The organism is Actinomycetospora sp. NBRC 106378, assembly GCF_030269685.1.
Lineage (GTDB): Bacteria > Actinomycetota > Actinomycetes > Mycobacteriales > Pseudonocardiaceae > Actinomycetospora.
In genome coordinates this window covers 73,378-90,787 of sequence record NZ_BSTT01000012.1, presented here as the reverse complement: position 1 = coordinate 90,787, position 17,410 = coordinate 73,378, and the positions used below count along the sequence as shown (strand labels likewise).

Below are 17,410 nucleotides of genomic sequence, written 5' to 3'. Positions count from 1 at the left end.
GTGTGACGTGAGACAGCGTCCACGGCGGTCCGGCCTGCCTGGCATGACCCTCAGGGCCCGGGCAGGGCGGCGACGCAGTCGGGGCGCAGCGGGGTCAGGACCGCCTCGGCGATGTCGGCGAGCTGGTCGACCTGGTCGCGCTGCAGGTGGGCGAAGACCAGGCGCCGGACCTCGGCCGCATAGCCGGGCTCGCAGGCGGCCACGGTCGCGGCGCCGTCCGGGGTGAGGCGGGCCAGGGTGCGACGGGCGTCGTCGGGATCGGGGCTCCGCTCGATCCAGCCGCGCCGCTCGAGCCGCGCCACGATCCGGGACAGGTGCGACGGGGTCACGTTGGCCGTCGCCGCGAGCCGCGTCATGTGCAGTTCGCGGTCCTCGCCCGCCGAGAGCCAGCGCACCACCTGGTACTCGGCGTGGCTCACGCCGACGACGCGCTCCAGGTAGGCGTCCAGCTCGGCGGGCAGCCACATCATGACGCCGAGCAACAGGGACCAGGTCCGTGCCTCGCGTCCGACCAGCAAGTCCTCGCCCACCGACAGGAGCCTACCCAGCGATGTTTGACACGGAAAGTATCCGCTCCTAGCTTTGATTTCCGCAGCAAGTATCGGACCGAGCAGGAGCAGACCATGCGCGCAGCGCGCTTCCACCGCTACGGCGGCCCCGAGGTCCTCACCGTGGAGGAGGCCCCCGAACCGCACGCGGGCCCGGGCTCGATCCGCATCCGGGTGCGGGCGGCGAGCGTCAACCCGATCGACTGGTTGCTGCGCGCCGGCGCCCTGGCGGAGTTCCTGCCCCTCGACCTGCCCGCCGTCCCGGGCCGGGACGCGGCCGGCGTCGTCGACGAGGTCGGGCCGCAGGTCGAGGGGGTGGCGCCGGGCGACCTCGTGTTCGGGCTCGGTGGTCACGCCGACACCACGGCCGAGTTCGCCGTGCTGACCGCCTGGGCCCCGGTCCCGCCGACCTGGAGCGTGGAGGAGGCGGCGGCAGCGGGTCTCGGTGCCGTGACCGCGTTGCGGGCGCTGGGCCCGTTCGGCGACCTCCGGGGACGCACGCTGCTCGTCGACGGTGCCTCCGGTGCCGTCGGGACCGTCGCGGTGGCCGCAGCCGTCCAGGCCGGCGCCACCGTCGTCGGCACGGCGCGCGAGGCCAACCACGAGGCCCTGCGCGCCGCTGGCGTCCTCCCGACCACCTACGGGCCCGGCCTGCCCGAGCGGGTCCGGGCGCTCGCCCCGCAGGGGGTCGACGCCGCCCTGCACGCCGCGGCGTCCGACGCCCTGCCCGATCTCGTCGAGATCGTCGGCGGTGACCCGTCGCGCGTGGTCACCGTGATCGACCGGAACGGCGCCGCCCGACTCGGGACGCACCTCGTCGACGCCGCCAACGACTCGTCGGTCCTGGACGCGGCCGCCGCGCTCGGGCGGGACGGCCATTACCGGCCCCGCGTCGGCCACGTCGTCCCGCTCGACGAGATCGTGAAGGCACACGAGCTCGCCGAGGCCGGCAACGGGAAGGTCGTCGTCACCCTGCCCTGAGCGGTACCGACCTCGGCGGTCCCGTCGCGTCAGCCCCGGGCGAGGTCGGCGAACCGGCTGTAGTGCAGCTGGTGGGCGATCGGGATCGTCGCGGTGGGCCCGTTGCGGTGCTTGGCCAGGATGATGTCGGCCTCGCCGGCGCGGGGGTCGTCCCGCTCGAAGGCGTCGGGCCGGTTGATCAGCATGACCATGTCGGCGTCCTGCTCCAGCGATCCCGACTCACGGAGGTCGGAGAGCTGCGGCTTCTTGTCGGTGCGCTGCTCGGGACCACGGTTGAGCTGGCTCATCGCGACCAGCGGGATCTCCAGCTCCTTGGCCAGCAGCTTCAGCTGACGCGAGAACTCCGAGACCTCCTGCTGGCGGCTCTCGACCTTCTTGCCGGAGGTCATCAGCTGCATGTAGTCGAGGATGATCAGCCGCAGGTCGTGGCGCTGCTTGAGCCGCCGGGCCTTCGCGCGGATCTCCATGATCGTCATGTTGGGCGAGTCGTCGATGAACAACGGGGCCTCGGAGATCTCGCTCATGCGGCGGGCCAGCCGGGTCCAGTCGTCGTCGGTCATCGTGCCGGCGCGCATGTCGGCCAGACGGATCTTCGCCTCGGCCGAGAGCATGCGCATGACGATCTCGGTGCGGCTCATCTCCAGCGAGAACACCGCGCTGGTGAGGCCGTGCTTGACGCTCGCCGACCGAGCAAAATCCAGTCCCAAAGTCGATTTCCCGATGCCGGGCCTCGCCGCGACGATGATCATCTGGCCGGCGTGCAGGCCGTTGGTGACGTCGTCGAGGTCGGCGAACCCGGTGGGCACACCGAAGGACACACCACCCCGCGAGGCGATGGCGTCGATCTCGTCCATCGTGGGCTGCAGGACGTCCTCGAGGGCGACGTAGTCCTCGGTGACCCGACGGTCGGTCACCTCGTACACGGCGGCCTGGGCCCGGTCGACGATGTCGTCGGTGTCGGCCCCGTCGCCGCCGTGGTAGCCGAGCTGCACGATGCGCGTGCCCGCCTCGACGAGGCGCCGCAGCACGGCCCGGTCGGCCACGATCTCGGCGTAGTAGGAGGCGTTCGCCGCGGTGGGGACGCTCGCGATGAGCGTGTGCAGGTAGGGCGCGCCGCCGATGCGCAGCAGCTCGCCACGACGTTCGAGGTCGGCGGAGACGGTGACGGCGTCGGCCGGCTCGCCGCGGCCGTAGAGGTCCAGCACGCACTCGTAGACGGTCTGGTGCGCGGGCCGGTAGAAGTCGTCGGGCTTGAGGAGCTCGATGACGTCGGCGATGGCGTCCTTGCTCAGCAGCACCGCCCCGAGCACCGACTGCTCGGCCGCGATGTCCTGCGGAGGCTGCCGGTCGAACTCCGGGCGGCCCTCACCCTCGCCCGAGCGGGACCGCTGACCGCCGAATCCGCCGTCGCGACCGCCCGTGCCGCGCTCGTCGAGCACCGCCACCGATTGCTCCTCCCGCCGTCCCCGCCGACTCCCGGCCTCGTCGAACGCACGTTCGCACGAGGGTCCGACAGTCACCGGCGTCCACCGCCGACGCGCACGCTAGGGCCGCTCCACCACCGGCCGCGAGGCGGTGGTGTGCACGCCCCTGTGCATGGACTGGGGACCGATCACCAAGCACAGGCCCCCGAGGTGGGCGCACCTGGGGACAACCTGTTGGCAACCCGCTCAGATTCGACGTCGTCGCAGCTCAGAGCGTTGTGCACCCTGGGGACAACAAGTGGATCGGCATGTCGTCGCACGGCGTCACCGGCGTGTCGCGACACGGATACGGGACGTGGCGACGACCGGCCGACGGCGGGCGCCGGGCGGCACGGTGACCGTTTCGTGACCTCTCGGCGCAGCGTGAGCGAATCATCCACAGGCGGTCACGACGCCCGGGGCCTCTCGTCGATCGGCGGCCGGACGGCGTCGAGCGCCCCGGACACACGTCGGGCCCCGGACCGACGACGCGGTCCGGGGCCCGAGGTGGGACGGGTGGGCTCAGGTGCCCTGCACGGCCAGCGGGAGCTCGACGCGCACGTCCGGGTGGAGCCGGACGTGGACCGAGTGCGACCCGGTGGACTTGATGTGGCCCGAGATCTCGACGAGGCGCTTGTCGAGGTTCGGTCCGCCCGCGGACTTCACGGCGGACACGATGTCGGCGGCGCTGATCGAGCCGAACAGCTTGCCGCCCTCGCCGGCCGACTTGGCGGCGACGGTGACCTTGCCGAGGCCCTGGATCTCGCCGGCGATCTCGCGGGCGTGGTCCAGGTCGCGGATCCGCTTGCCCTCCTGGGTGCGGCGGATCGTCTCGACCTGCTTCATCGCGCCACGGGTGGCGACGATGGCCAGCCCGCGGGGCAGCAGGAAGTTGCGCCCGTAGCCGTCCTTGACGTCCACGAGGTCACCGGGGCCACCGAGGTTGGCGACGTCGGCGGTGAGGATGAGCTTCATCGCGTGGGTCCCCTTCCTCAGCGAGCGGTCGACGTGTAGGGCAGCAGCGCCATCTCACGCGAATTCTTCACGGCGACGGCGACGTCCCGCTGGTGCTGCGAGCAGTTGCCCGAGACCCGGCGGGCGCGGATCTTGCCGCGGTCCGAGATGTACTTGCGGAGGAGGTTGGTGTCCTTGTAGTCGATCAGCTGGTTCTTGTCCTTGCAGAACGCGCAGACCTTCTTCTTGGGCTTGCGCACCGGCGGCTTCGCCATGGTGTCTCTATCTCCTGGAGTGAATCTGGGGAATCAGAAGGGGGGCTCGTCGTCGTACCCGCCGGCGCCGGAGGAACCGGCGACGGGCGCGGAGGCCCACGGGTCGTCGGCCGGGCCGGACTGGCCACCGCCGCCGTACCCGCCACCGCCGCCGGAGTAGCCGCCGCCGTTGGAGGCGCCGTAGCCACCTCCGCCGCCACCGGGTGCCCCGGAGCGGCTGGCCTTGGTCACCGACGCGGTCGCGTACCGCAGCGAGGGGCCGACCTCGTCGACCTCGAGCTCGATGACGGTGCGCTTCTCCCCTTCACGGGTCTCGAACGAGCGCTGCTTGAGTCGGCCGGACACGATCACGCGGGCGCCGCGGGTCAGCGACTCGGCGACGTTCTCCGCGGCCTGGCGCCAGATGTTGCAGCGCAGGAAGAGCGCCTCGCCGTCCTTCCACTCGCCGCTCTGGCGGTCGAAGGTGCGGGGCGTCGACGCGACCGTGAAGTTCGCGACGGCGGCGCCGGAGGGCGTGAACCGCAGCTCGGGGTCGGCGGTGAGGTTGCCGACCACGGTGATGACCGTGTCGCCGGCCATTAGCTCGCGCCGGCCTTGCCCCGACGCGCTCCGGCGTTCGGGTCACGACGCATGACCTTGGTGCGCAGCACCGACTCGTTCAGCGCGAGCTGCCGGTCCATCTCCTTGATGGTGGCGGGCTCACAGTTGACGTCGAGGACGGCGTAGATGCCCTCGGCGTTCTTCTCGATCTCGTAGGCGAGACGTCGACGGCCCCAGACCTCGACGTTCTCGACGGTGCCGCCGTCGGTGCGGATGACGTTGAGGAACGTCTCCAGCGACGGGGCTACGGTGCGCTCGTCGAGACTGGGCTCGAGGATGACGACCATTTCGTAGTGGCGCACGAGTACCACTCACCTCCCATGGACTGGCGGCCACGGACGATCCGTGGCAGGAGGGAACTCGGTCCGACCAGTCTACGGGCGACCCCGGAGACGACCGCGGGCGGGCCGGGATGAACCCCGACCCGCCCGAGTTGGTCCCTCGTGGGTTCCGACGCAGCTCAGCGGCGCGTGGTTCCCATCAGTTCGGTCTCGCCCGCGGCCGGGAAGCCGTTCGCAGGCGACTGCGGGGCCTCGCCGTGGCGCGCGGCGAGCTGCTCCATCGACGCGACCGTGTAGTCGTCGTCGGCCTCCGGCCCGGCCGCGACGGCGGAGCCGGCTGCCGCGGCGCTCGCACCGGCGGCGCGACGCAGCACCATCGAGCGGACGACGAAGGCGGCCACCCCGGCGAGGGCGAGGACCGCGAGCATCACCGGGACGCCCATGCCGCCGGAGAGTCCGTCGACGGGGAGCGCCTGGACCTGGCTGGCCGTGGTGACCGCGCTGGCCGGGTCGTAGCCGAGGTAGGCCGGGGCGCCGGCCTTGAGCCCGGGGAAGGCCGAGCCGAGCAGCTGTCCGGGGTCGTAGGCGGGGAGCCCGGCGGGCGCGGAGCCGACGGCGGGGGACCCGAGGAACGACGAGGGCAGCGCGTTGAACGACGGCGCGAAGGCCGGCGCGGCCAGGGCGGCCGGCGGCAGCGCGGGCGCCGGGGCGACCGCGGGCGGCACGGCGGCGGGCGCCGGTGCGGCGGCCGCGGTGGGGCTCGTCGCGGCGGCCGACGGAGCGGCGGCCTGCGGGGCCAGCGCCCGCCCGGCGGCCGCGGCGGCGCTCGCGAGCGGCGCCGCCGGCGGGGCGGCGGAGGCCGCGGCGGTGGCGACCGGCTCGATGAGCTGGACCTGCACCTGGCACAGCAGGCCGGTGAGCGGCCGGGTGATCGACTGCAGCGGGCCGGCGGCCGAGGTGATCGGCACGAGGAAGGGCGCACCGAGGGTCGGGGTGACCTGGACGGAGTCGCCCGGGCTCGCCTGGACCGTCTGACCGCACCGGGCCGGCACGACCTCGCCCGGCGCGGCGGGCGCCGCCGGTGCCGCGAGGGCGGCACCTCCTCCGAGGAGGAGCGTCCCGGTGAGGACACCTCCGGCCGCAGCGACCGACACCAGACGCGAGAACCGCGCACCCATCAGCTTCGACCCCTTCTCACACCAACGCTGCCCCGCCGCTCTCCCGGTCGGGCACATGCCCCGTGCGCGGACGGCGGGGAGGACGGCAGAACCCCCAACGAGGCGCTGCTCCGGAGGTGACGCGGGTATCACCGATCCGTCACGGACGGGGCACGGCGGGTGCGACGGTGCCTGGGCCGGCCGGGTCGGGACCGCCACCGGATCGAGTGGTCGCGCCGCCGGGAGCGTCGTCGGCCGGGGTGCGGGAGGCGCCGCCGTCGGGAAGACCGCGACGACGCCGGAACCAGGCGGCGTCGGGGGCGCCGTCGAGCACCCCGCCGTCCGGATCCGCCCCGACCGGCGCCGGGTCGGGACGGCCCGGCCGACGGCGGACCGGGTCGAGCCCGGGGCGCAGCACGCTGCGCACGATCAGCGCCGCGACCGCGATCACCGCGAGATCCCGCAGCACCACGGCCCCGTAGAACCAGGGCGCGGGCAGACCCTTGTTGTTGGTGCCGAGGTAGTAGTACATCCGCGGCACCCACACGAAGGCGTCGAGCGCCATCCAGACGAGCAGCGGCTTCCAGCGCGGGTACGCGAGGACCGCCAGCGGGATCAGCCACAGCGAGTACTGCGGGCTCCAGACCTTGTTCGTCAGCAGGAAGGCGGCGACGACGAGGAAGGCGACCGACGCCAACCGTGGCCGGACCGGCGCGCGCCACACCAGCACGGCGATCGCCGCGCAGCACAGTGCGAACAGCACCGCGGTGACCGCGTTGAGCACGCTCGGCGTCTGGCCGGACGTGAGCGGGCCGTCGAACCCCGGCCAGCCGGTGAGGCCGGAGACGATGTTGTAGAGCGAGTCGGGGTCGGCCGCGCGGGTGGAGTTGAGCCGGAAGAACTCCCACCAGCCGGCCGGAGCGAGGACCGCGACCGGCGCGTTCGCGACCGCCCACGCGCCGACGCCGGTCAGGGCCACAGTCCACCAGGAGCGCATGCGGCCCGCGCGCAGGCACAGCAGCAGCAGCGGGAACAGCAGGAACAACGGGTAGAGCTTCGCCGCCGCCCCGAGCCCGAGGAGGAGACCGGCCACCCCGGGTCGCCGTCGGGACCAGGCGAGCATGCCGAGGGTGGCCCCGGCGACGGCGAGGGTGTCGAAGTTGGTGAAGGCGTGCACCGCGACGAGCGGCGAGACCGCGGCGATCGCGGCGTCCCACGGCCGACCGGGTCGCATCCGCACCATGGCCCAGACGACGCCGAGCCACGCCAGGGCCAGCCAGAACGCGGAGAGGTCGAAGTAGACGACGACGGGCAACGCCGCCGGGAGCCCGAGCGCGAGCCACCCCGCCGTCAGGCGCGCGTTGGCCCACTGGAAGAACCCGGTGAGCACCGGGTACTCCATGTAGCGCACCTGGGTCGTGCCGTCGTCGCGCTGGTCGACCCAGCTCGTCACGTACGGCACGCCGCCCTGGTCGAGCCGCTCCGCGGTGTAGAGCGGGACGGTGTCGGAGTAGCACATCGCCACGTACTGACGGCTGTCCCGCCAGTCGAGCTGGAGCTGCCCCGAGTCGTCCACGTACTGCTGCAGGCACGGGGACTTCGCGAACCACCCGAGCGCCAGCACGATCGTCGCGAGCAGCAGCACCACCCGCAGCGGGGTGAAGAACCCGGCGCGCCCGACGACGGCGTGGGCCCCGACCGGCCCGCCGACCGCGGCGCTCGCGGCCCGGACGAACCCGTCGTCGTGGGCGGGGAGCACCCGCGACGTGGCGTCGAGGGACTCGGGGTCGTGCGAGCGGCTGCGGGTCGGCGGGGCGTCAGCGGACACGGGTGTCCCGGACGAGGGGGTCAGTTGAACCCGTTCGGGAACAGACCGCCGCCATCGTTGTTCGGCTGGTTCCCGCCACCGTCCCCGTTGTTCCCACGGTCGCCGTTGTCCCCCCCGTTGTTGCCGTTGTTGCCGTTGTTGTTGTTCCCGCCGTTGTTGTTGCCGTTGTTGTTGCCGCCGTTGTTCCCGTTGTTGTCGCCCCCGTTGCCGGGGTAGTTCACGCAGACCCCGTCGACGCAGTACTGGCCGTTCTTCTGACCGTCGGGGTTGTTCGGGTCCTGGCCGTCCGGCGGCTTCGGCGGGGCGATCGGGGTGCCGATGGCCTTGAAGTCGGAGAACTGCTCCACCGGCTCGTTGCGCAGGGCCTGGTTCATGAACTTCTGCCAGATCTGACCCGGGACGCCGCGGCCGTAGATCGGGGCGCCCCCCGAGGTCTTGATCGGCGAGTTGTCGTCGGTGCCGACCCAGACCGCCGTCGAGATCTGCGGCGTGTAGCCGATGGTCCAGGCGTCGTTGTTCTGTCCCTTCACCGACGACTGGACGGTGCCGGTCTTCGACGCGACCGGACGCCCGGCCGACAGCGGGATCTGGGAGTGCGAGGCGACGTCGAGCATGGACTCGGTGACGTTGCGGGCGAGCTGCTGGCTGATCCGCTGCTCCCCGGGCGTCGCGCCGCCGTCGAACAGGACGCGCCCGTCCGCCGTCGTCACGCGGGTGACCATGTGCGGCTTGTGGTACATGCCGTCGGCCGCGAAGGTCGCGTACGCCGAGGCCATGTCGCCCGGCTTGACCTCCTTGTCACCGATCGAGATGCCGCCGCTGGGGTCGGGCAGTTGCGCGGTGACACCGACCTGGTGGGCGGCGTCGGCGACCTTCTGCGGGCCGACCTGGACACCCAGCTGGTAGAAGACGGTGTTGATCGACAGCGTCATCGCGGTCTTGAGGTCACAGTTCGGGCAGCTCTCGCCGTCCGAGTTCTCGACCTTCGTCCCGGCGATCGTCTGCGGGGTCGAGCCGTCGAAGGTGGTCCCGAGACCGATCGGCGGGTTCTTCTCGAGCCCGGCGAGCAGCACGAACGGCTTGAACGACGAGCCGGGCTGCCGCGAGGTCTGGGCGTAGTCGAACCCCTGCCCGTCGGTCCCGCCGTAGTACGCCCGGATCGCGCCGCTCTGCGGGTCCACCGAGACCAGGGCGGTCCGCAGGTTCGCCGGCTGGCCGTCGAGCGTCTTCGCCGCGGCGTCCGCCGCCTGCTGCTGGAGCTTCGGGTCGATCGTCGTCTCGACCTTGAGCCCCTCCTGGTTCACCTGCTGCTCGGTGATCCCGTAGGAGGCGAGCTCGTCCTTGACCGCGGTGACGATGTGGCCACGGTCGTTGGCCGGGATGCCGGTGCGGGCCTTGGCCGGCGGGATCGTCGTCGGGAACACCGCGGCCTGGCGATCGGCGCGGGAGAGCCAGTTCTGCTCGACCATCCCGTCGAGGACGTAGCTCCAGCGCTGCTGCGAGCCGGCCTGGTCGACCGCGGGGTCCCACTTCGACGGTGCCTGGATGAGACCCGCGAGCATCGCGCCCTCGCTGGGGCTCAGCGTGGCGACGTCCCGGCCGAAGTACGCCTGGGACGCGGCCTGGATGCCGTAGGCGCCGCGACCGAAGTAGATCGTGTTCAGGTAGTTCTCGAGGATCTGGTCCTTCGACTCCTCCTGGTTGATCTTCGCCGCGATGACGACCTCGCGGTACTTGCGCCAGTAGGAGTGCTCGTCACCCACGAGCACGTTCTTGACGTACTGCTGGGTGATGGTCGACCCGCCGCCGACCCCGCCCTGCGCCTGGTTCCAGGCCGCGCGGGCGATGCCGATCGGGTCGAAGCCGTAGTTGGTGTAGAAGCTGCGGTCCTCCGCCGAGGCCACCGCGTGCTGGACCGGCAGCGGGACCTGCGAGAGCGGCACCTTGATCCGGTTGCCCTCGGCCTGCGCGAGGCTCGCGAGCGTCGAGCCGTCGGAGTAGGCGATCGTCGCGACCTGGTTGTTGGTCGCGTCGTCGGGGCTCGGGATGCGGAAGAAGATCCAGCCGACGGCGAAGGCCAGGAGGGGCCCCAGCACCGCCAGGGCGACCAGCACGTAGATCGTGCGTCGGATGCGCCGTCCGCGGCGCTTCGGGTCCGGCTCGTCCCCGTCGTCGCCCCGCCGTGAGCCGGGCGGGGTGCCCGGCGGCGGGGTGCGCACGCCACTGCGTCCCGGCGCCGCGGTGCCCTGGACGACGTCGGTCGCCGCCGTCGGCGCGGTACCCGGCCGGCCGGCGGTGCGCGTCCCCGCACTCGCGCGGGTCGGGGCCGCCGCCGCGGCCGTCGCCAGCGGGCGCGACCCGTCGTGGGTCAGCAGGCGTGGCTCCGGCCGCTGCTCGGCGGCCGGACGGCGCGGATCGGGGAAGGGACCGCCCACGCGGGTCGCGTTCAGACCGCCGTGCCCGTTCCCGACGGCGGGTCGGGGCGGCTCCGCCCCGGGGGTCGGGCCCACGCGGGTCGGCGCGGGACCGGGAGCGCCACGTCCGTTCTGCTGCTGGCCGTTCTGCGGGGGGCGGCCGTTCGGGCCACCCGGGCCGGGACGACCCGACGGCGGGACGGGGGACCAGCCGGCTGGGAGCCCGCGGGACCCGCCCGGTGGCGGTGGCGCCGCGTTCGGGGGCGCCGACGTCGGGGGCGCGGAGCCGCCGACGGGACGACGGTCGTCACGACGGTCGTCGGTCACGTGGCGCCTCCCAGGGACATCTCGGCCGGGCTCGGCCGGGTGCGGACGCCGCGTCCGGTCACGCCCACCGCGGCGTCAGGGCGAGGCCGTCCGACGCCGACGGCGACCCGATCCCGAGGCGTCGTCCGCTCCCAAGACGTAGGACTGTACGAGGTGGTTCCACCGGCACGTACGGCAGACCTCCACCACGTGCACCGTGAACTCCCCGGCCGCGTCGTCCAACCGAGCGATCTCGTCGGCCGAACGGGCGGAACCGGACACGGATCCGAGCCGGTCGCCGAAGACCCAGGACACGTTGACGAGTTCGTCGCGACGACACAGCGGGCACGGCGTCGGGGTGGCCGCACCGTGGTACGAGGCGGCCTGGAGCAGGTAGGCCCCGGCGTCACAGGCGTCCTCGGCGGAGCTGCGACCCGCGGCCACGTCGGCGAGGTGCGCGCGGCGCTGCAGCGCGTAGTCGACGACCTGGCGGGGATTTCGCACGGCCACCAGCGTAACCAGCGACCGCCCGCGGTGTACCGGCTGCGGTGTGACGAGATCGTCGCGAGCAGCGGCCCGATGTATCGCCGCGATACGGTCGGGCCGTCGGGCAGCGTCGAGCGGACCAGGGAGGGCGCCGTGTTGGAACTCGCCGTCCTGGGTCTGCTCCACGAGGCCCCTATGCACGGGTACGAGCTGCGCAAGCAGTTGCACGCCCGCCTCGGACCGCTCCGCGCGTTCTCCTGGGGGTCCCTGTACCCGACCCTGCGGCGACTGCAACGTGCCGCGTTGATCATCGAACAGTCCCCGGCGAGTGACGAGCGCGGGTCCTGGGGACGCCGGGGCCGCAAGGTCTACGAGATCACCGCCGAGGGCAAGGACCGGCTCGACGAGCTGCTCGGCGAGTCCGGCCCGCACGCCTACGACGACGACGGGTTCGGCGTCCACCTGGCGTTCTTCTCCCGCACCCCGGCCGAGGTGCGCATGCGCATCCTCGAGGGGCGTCGCCGTCGCGTCGAGGAGCGCCGCGAGGGCCTCCGCTCGACGATCACGCGGGCGGGCGAGCAGATCGACCGCTACACCCGCGAACTGCACCGCCTCGGCCTGGACACCACCGAGCGCGAGGTCCGCTGGCTCGACGAGCTCATCGACCACGAGCGGTCGCTGGGCACCACCACTGGCTCTACCGCCAACGACGAGGCGACGGGCCGGACCCGTCGTCGTGAATGAGTGAAGGAGACCATCCATGGGTCAGGTCCGAGTGGCCGTCGTGGGCGTGGGGAACTGCGCCGCGTCGCTGGTCCAGGGCGTCACGTACTACGCCGACGCCGACCCGGCCGCCCGCGTGCCGGGTCTCATGCACGTCGACTTCGGCGGCTACCACGTCCGCGACCTGACGTTCGTCGCGGCGTTCGACGTGGACGCCAAGAAGGTCGGTCAGGACCTCGCCTCGGCGATCGTCGCGTCGGAGAACAACACGATCAAGATCGCCGACGTGGCCCCCACCGGCGTCACGGTCCAGCGCGGCCACACCCTCGACGGGCTGGGTCGCTACTACCGCGACACCATCACCGAGGCCGACGAGGAGCCGGTCGACGTGGTCGCGGCGCTGCGCGAGGCGCGGGCCGACGTGCTCGTCTCCTACCTGCCGGTGGGGTCCGAGGACGCCGACAAGTTCTACGCGCAGTGCGCGCTCGACGCGGGCGTCGCCTTCGTCAACGCCCTGCCCGTGTTCATCGCCTCCGACCCCGAGTGGGCGCAGAAGTTCACCGACGCGGGTGTGCCGATCGTGGGTGACGACATCAAGTCGCAGGTCGGAGCCACTATCACCCACCGGGTGCTGGCGAAGCTCTTCGAGGACCGCGGCGTCCAGCTCGACCGCACGATGCAGCTCAACGTCGGCGGCAACATGGACTTCAAGAACATGCTCGAGCGCGAGCGCCTGGAGTCGAAGAAGGTCTCGAAGACCCAGTCGGTGACCTCGCAGGTCGACCGCGACATGGGGAAGGACAACGTCCACATCGGCCCGTCGGACCACGTGCCGTGGCTCGACGACCGCAAGTGGGCCTACGTCCGCCTCGAGGGGCGCGCCTTCGGGGACGTGCCGCTGTCGCTGGAGTACAAGCTCGAGGTCTGGGACTCCCCGAACTCGGCCGGCATCATCATCGACGCCGTGCGCGCCGCGAAGATCGCGCTCGACCGCGGCATCGGCGGCCCGCTGCTCGGCGCGTCGTCGTACTTCATGAAGTCGCCGCCCGTGCAGTACCGGGACTCGGTGGCCTACGACGCGGTGGAGTCGTTCATCCGCGGCGAGTCCTGAGCCGTTCCCTGCCCTGATTGAGCGAAGGGCACCTTCGGTCGAATAGGTGGGCCATGGGTGCCCATCGCCAGTCGGGTGGCCGGCTCGATGCGTTGAGCGAAGGGCCCCTTCGGTCGATCTATCCGACCGAATGGGCCCTTCGCTCGTCGGGGGTCAGCCCACGACGACGGCGGGTCGCGGGCGGAGGCGAGCCTGCTCGAGCGCGGCGCGCAGCTTCCGGCGGACCGCCGCCGGGTCCTCCCGCAGCTCCCGCGGCGTGACCGGGACGACGACGATGCCCGCGGCGATCATCTCGGCCTGCCTCCGCATCGTGGCGTCGAAGGTCGCGAGGTCCGCGTGGTGGGCGAACGAGTTGAGCTCGATCGCGAGGGCGACGCCGTCGAGGAACCCGTCCGCGACGATCTTCGTCCCGTTCGGCAGGTGCACGGTGACGTTCCATCGGATGTCGGCGAACTCGGGCATCGCACCGACGAGCTCGCGGAGCCAACCCTCGGCCGCCGAGCGGATCCCGTCCTCCAGCTCGGCCACGACCTGACGGACGAGCGCCGCACCCCGGCAGGAGCCGGCCTCGAGCTCTGCACGCAGGGCCCCGACGGTCACCATCCGCCGCTGCACCGCCTCGCACAGCAGAGCGCGGACGTCGTCGATCCGCATCAACCGGCGTGCAGCATCGACGAGCGCCCGGACCAGCGGGGCGCACCGGATGCCGTCGCGCACGATCGGGTTCGGCGGTAGTCGGGTCGTGCGTTCGACGAGGAGGAAGCCCTCCGAACGACGCCGCTGGTCGTGGGGCAGGAGGACGTGCACCTGGTCGTGGTCGGGCACCCGTTCCAACCCGTACAGCCGACAGGCCGCCAGGCCGGTGACCTGGGCGGCGTCGCCGCAGACCAGCAGGGCGGCGACGAGCCGCTGATACGTGGTCAGCACGCCCCGGGTCAGGGCGACGAGGCCCTGGAGCGGGTGCCACCAGGGCCCGTCGACCTTGCGACAGCGGAACGCGATGGTGCTCGACGGAACGCCGAGCGCGAGCAGGGTCCGGACGAGGATGAGGCGCTGGGGAGCGGCGTCGGACACCGCGGCCCAGTCGACTTTCGCGCGAGGTGGCACATGGGTGCTGACGCAGCGCCGGTCCAGGCGGATCCATCGTCGTGGGCCAAGGGCGCCCACGGGCGGTTCTATTGGGCGAAGGGGCCCTTCGCTCGACGGGGCCGCCGAGTCAGCCGCACTGGCGAAGGGCACCCACGGCCCGCCTATTCGACGGAAGGTGCCCTTCGCTCAAGCGGGACGGGGCCTACGGCACCACGTTCACCAGACGGCCCGGCACCACGATCACCTTCCGCGGTTCGGCACCCGCGAGCAGCTCCACGACCTTCTCGTCCGCCAGGGCCGCGGCGCGCACCTCGTCCTCCCCGGCCGTGGCCGGCACGGTGACCCGCGAGCGGACCTTGCCCTTGACCTGGATCGGGTACTCGACCGAGTCCTCGACGAGCAGGGCCGGGTCGGCCACCGGGAAGTCCGCGTACGCCAGCGACGACGGGTGCCCGAGCTTCGACCACAGCTCCTCGGCGAGGTGCGGGCACAGCGGGGCGAGCATGAGCACCAGGGACTCGGCGACCGAGCGGGGGCACCCACCGTCGGGATAGGTCTTGGTCAGGTGGTTGGACAGCTCGATGAGCTTTGCGGCACCGGTGTTGTAGTGCAGGGCCGGGAAGTCGGCGCGCACCCCGTCGATCGTGCGGTGCAGCAGACGCAGGGTCTCGTCCGACGGCTCGGCGTCCGAGACCCGCAGCGACCCGTCCTGCTCGTCGACGAACAGCCGCCAGACGCGCTGCAGGAAGCGCTGCGAGCCGACGACGTCGCGGGTCGACCAGGGGCGCGAGGCCTCCATCGGGCCGGTCGACATCTCGTAGAGCCGGAACGTGTCGGCGCCGTAGGTGGCGCACATGTCGTCCGGGGTCACCACGTTGCGCAGTGACTTGCCCATCTTCCCGTACTCGCGGGACACGGGCTCGCCGTTCCACGTGAATCCGGAGCCGTCCTCCACCACCTCCTCGGCCGGCACGTACACCCCGCGGGCGTCGGTGTAGGCCCACGCCTGGATGTAGCCCTGGTTGAACAGGCGGCGGAACGGCTCGGACGCCGAGACGTGGCCGAGATCGAACAGCACCTTCTGCCAGAAGCGGGCGTAGAGCAGGTGCAGCACCGCGTGCTCGACGCCGCCGACGTAGAGGTCGACGCCGCCCGGGTCGGCCGGGCCGAACACGTCGGGACGCGGACCGAGCCAGAACCGCTCGACGTCCGGGTCGACGAAGCGCTCGTCGTTGGTCGGGTCGAGGTAGCGCAGGTGGTACCAGCAGGAGCCGGCCCACTGCGGCATCGTGTTGGTCTCGCGGACGTACTCCGCCCAGCCCCGCTCCGGGTCGGACGCGAGGTCCTCGGAGAACGACGTCCACTCGGTCGCCCGGGCGAGCGGGGACTCGGGGGCGGAGTCGCGGTCGTCGGGGGCGAACGTCTTCGGCGCGTACTCGTCGACGTCGGGCAGCAGCACCGGCAGGTCGGAGTCGGGCAGCGCCCGGGGGATCGACGGCCCGCCGTCGGACTCGCCCTCGGCGGCGTAGGCCACCGGGAACGGCTCGCCCCAGTAGCGCTGGCGGCTGAACAGCCAGTCGCGCAGCTTGTACTGCACGACGGCCTCGCCGTCGCCGCGCTCGGCCAGCCACGCGATGATCGTCGCCTTCGCCTCGTCGACGCCGAGCCCGTCGAGCGAGATCTCGGCGTTCGACGAGTTGATCGCCGCCCCGGCGCCCGTGTACGCCTCGCCGTCGAAGTCCTCCGGCGGCTGCACGGTCCGCTTGATCGGCAGCCCGAACACCGACGCGAAGTCCCAGTCGCGCTGGTCCTGGCCGGGCACCGCCATGATCGCGCCGGTGCCGTAGCCCATGAGCACGTAGTCGGCGACGAACACCGGCAACGGCTCGCCGTTCACCGGGTTGATCGCCCAGGCGCCGGTGAACACACCGGTCTTGTCGCGGGCCTCCTGCCGCTCCAGGTCGGAGCGCGCGGCCACAACGCGGCGGTACTCCGCGACCGCGTCGGCCGGGGTCGGGGCCCCGGCGGTCCAGCGGCCGTCGAGCTCCGCCTCGTCGGCGAGCGTCGGCCAGGCCTCGGGGACGATCGCGTCGATCAGCGGGTGCTCCGGCGCCACGACCATGTAGGTCGCGCCGAACAGGGTGTCGGGCCGCGTCGTGAAGACCTCGAGGGAGTGCTCGCCGCTGCGGAAGCGGACGGTGGCGCCCTGCGAGCGGCCGATCCAGTTCCGCTGCATCGCCTTGACCGAGTCCGGCCAGTCGACGCCGTCCAGGTCGTCGGCCAGGCGGTCGGCATAGGCGGTGATCCGCATCATCCACTGGCGCAGATTGCGCCGGAACACGGGGAAGTTGCCGCGCTCGGAGCGTCCGTCGGCGGTGACCTCCTCGTTGGAGAGCACCGTGCCGAGAGCCGGGCACCAGTTCACCGGCGCGTCCGCCAGGTAGGCCAGGCGGTACCCGTCCAGCACGCGGTCCTGCTCGGGGCGGGTCAACCCGTCCCAGGACCTGCCGTCGGGAAGCGCGCGCGTCCCGGCCGCGAACTCCGCCTCCAGCTCGGGGATCGGCCGCGCCCGGTTCGCGTCCCGGTCGAACCACGCGCCGTGGATCTGCAGGAAGATCCACTGCGTCCAGCGGTAGAACTCGACGTCCGTGGTGGAGACCGACCGGCGCTTGTCGTGCGCCAGCCCGAGACGGCGGATCTGGGCGCGGTAGCGCTCGACGTTGGCCTCGGTGGTGGTCCGCGGATGCGTGCCGGTCTGCACCGCGTACTGCTCGGCCGGCAGCCCGAAGGCGTCGAAGCCCATGGTGTGCAGGACGGTGCGCCCGGTCATGCGCAGGAACCGGCCGAGGACGTCCGTGCCGATGAAGCCCAGCGGGTGCCCGACGTGCAGCCCCGCGCCGCTGGGGTACGGGAACATGTCCATCAGGTAGAACTTCTCGGCCGGGTCCAGGGTGCGGCCGTCCGCGAGCGGGCCGGAGGGGTTCGGGGTCTCGAAGGTGCCCTCGGCCTCCCACCGGTCCTGCCAGCGGGCCTCGATCTGGTTGGCCAGCTCGGCGGTGTACCGGTACGGCGGCGTGATGGCCTCCCGCCGGGCGACGTCGGGCTGGGCGGTCACGGCGTTCCTCCTGGTCACCACAGGCCTCCGGCGCGATCCACAGCCGGGGCGGGGCCGGGTCCCTCGGGGACCGGCATTA

15 protein-coding genes are annotated in these 17,410 nt (G+C 72.4%); 3 read left to right on the top strand and 12 right to left on the bottom strand.

The features are described 5' to 3' along the window. Positions 1 to 50 precede the first annotated feature (50 nt). A complete protein-coding gene (locus tag QSK00_RS22950; protein ID WP_285594473.1) occupies positions 51 to 530 on the bottom strand; it encodes a MarR family winged helix-turn-helix transcriptional regulator in 480 nt (159 codons plus the stop codon). Positions 531 to 623: 93 nt separating this feature from the next. Between QSK00_RS22950 and QSK00_RS22945 the strand changes: the two genes are divergently transcribed. Further along, positions 624 to 1,529 carry an alcohol dehydrogenase catalytic domain-containing protein gene (locus QSK00_RS22945; RefSeq protein ID WP_285594471.1) on the top strand — a complete coding sequence of 302 codons (906 nt, stop codon included), beginning with the start codon at positions 624 to 626 and terminating at the stop codon, positions 1,527 to 1,529. Positions 1,530 to 1,558: 29 nt separating this feature from the next. On the opposite strand, the gene dnaB is transcribed toward QSK00_RS22945, so the two are convergent. The 9 genes from dnaB to QSK00_RS22900 all read right to left on the bottom strand — a co-directional run bounded on the left by dnaB (position 1,559) and on the right by QSK00_RS22900 (position 11,311). After that, positions 1,559 to 2,974: a replicative DNA helicase gene (gene dnaB, locus QSK00_RS22940; RefSeq protein ID WP_285594469.1), complete on the bottom strand. Its 1,416-nt coding sequence runs from the start codon at positions 2,972 to 2,974 to the stop codon at positions 1,559 to 1,561. A gap of 540 nt (positions 2,975 to 3,514) precedes the next feature. Beyond that, positions 3,515 to 3,967: a 50S ribosomal protein L9 gene (gene rplI, locus QSK00_RS22935; protein ID WP_179795752.1), complete on the bottom strand. Its 453-nt coding sequence runs from the start codon at positions 3,965 to 3,967 to the stop codon at positions 3,515 to 3,517. Between the two features lie 17 nt (positions 3,968 to 3,984). Beyond that, entirely contained in the window at positions 3,985 to 4,221 is a 237-nt protein-coding gene (gene rpsR, locus QSK00_RS22930; RefSeq protein ID WP_018330393.1) for a 30S ribosomal protein S18, read from the bottom strand. Between the two features lie 33 nt (positions 4,222 to 4,254). Next, the gene (locus tag QSK00_RS22925) at positions 4,255 to 4,800 is read right to left on the bottom strand and encodes a single-stranded DNA-binding protein (RefSeq protein WP_285594466.1); all 546 of its coding nucleotides are present in this window, start codon (positions 4,798 to 4,800) and stop codon (positions 4,255 to 4,257) included. Further along, complete coding sequence (rpsF, locus tag QSK00_RS22920; protein WP_285594464.1) at positions 4,800 to 5,132, bottom strand: 30S ribosomal protein S6; 333 nt, start codon at positions 5,130 to 5,132, stop codon at positions 4,800 to 4,802. The genes QSK00_RS22925 and rpsF overlap by 1 nt, the downstream gene beginning before the upstream one ends. Before the next feature lie 149 nt (positions 5,133 to 5,281). Continuing rightward, a complete protein-coding gene (locus QSK00_RS22915; RefSeq protein ID WP_285594463.1) occupies positions 5,282 to 6,280 on the bottom strand; it encodes a hypothetical protein in 999 nt (332 codons plus the stop codon). Between the two features lie 139 nt (positions 6,281 to 6,419). Further along, complete coding sequence (locus tag QSK00_RS22910) at positions 6,420 to 8,087, bottom strand: glycosyltransferase family 87 protein (RefSeq protein WP_285594461.1); 1,668 nt, start codon at positions 8,085 to 8,087, stop codon at positions 6,420 to 6,422. Between the two features lie 20 nt (positions 8,088 to 8,107). Beyond that, on the bottom strand, positions 8,108 to 10,597 hold the full coding sequence (locus QSK00_RS22905; protein WP_285594459.1) for a transglycosylase domain-containing protein: 2,490 nt from the start codon (positions 10,595 to 10,597) through the stop codon (positions 8,108 to 8,110). Between the two features lie 306 nt (positions 10,598 to 10,903). Beyond that, positions 10,904 to 11,311 carry a DUF5318 family protein gene (locus QSK00_RS22900; protein WP_285594458.1) on the bottom strand — a complete coding sequence of 136 codons (408 nt, stop codon included), beginning with the start codon at positions 11,309 to 11,311 and terminating at the stop codon, positions 10,904 to 10,906. Positions 11,312 to 11,446: 135 nt separating this feature from the next. On the opposite strand from QSK00_RS22900, the gene QSK00_RS22895 reads away from it, so the two are divergent. Both QSK00_RS22895 and QSK00_RS22890 read left to right on the top strand, forming a co-directional pair. Further along, a complete protein-coding gene (locus tag QSK00_RS22895; protein WP_285594456.1) occupies positions 11,447 to 12,037 on the top strand; it encodes a PadR family transcriptional regulator in 591 nt (196 codons plus the stop codon). A gap of 16 nt (positions 12,038 to 12,053) precedes the next feature. Continuing rightward, positions 12,054 to 13,127: an inositol-3-phosphate synthase gene (locus tag QSK00_RS22890; RefSeq protein ID WP_285594454.1), complete on the top strand. Its 1,074-nt coding sequence runs from the start codon at positions 12,054 to 12,056 to the stop codon at positions 13,125 to 13,127. A gap of 153 nt (positions 13,128 to 13,280) precedes the next feature. Here QSK00_RS22890 and QSK00_RS22885 read toward each other — a convergent pair whose 3' ends face one another. Further along, a complete protein-coding gene (locus QSK00_RS22885; protein WP_285594452.1) occupies positions 13,281 to 14,201 on the bottom strand; it encodes a putative endonuclease domain-containing protein in 921 nt (306 codons plus the stop codon). A gap of 217 nt (positions 14,202 to 14,418) precedes the next feature. Then, a complete protein-coding gene (leuS, locus tag QSK00_RS22880) occupies positions 14,419 to 17,331 on the bottom strand; it encodes a leucine--tRNA ligase (RefSeq protein ID WP_285594449.1) in 2,913 nt (970 codons plus the stop codon). Positions 17,332 to 17,410: the final 79 nt, after the last annotated feature.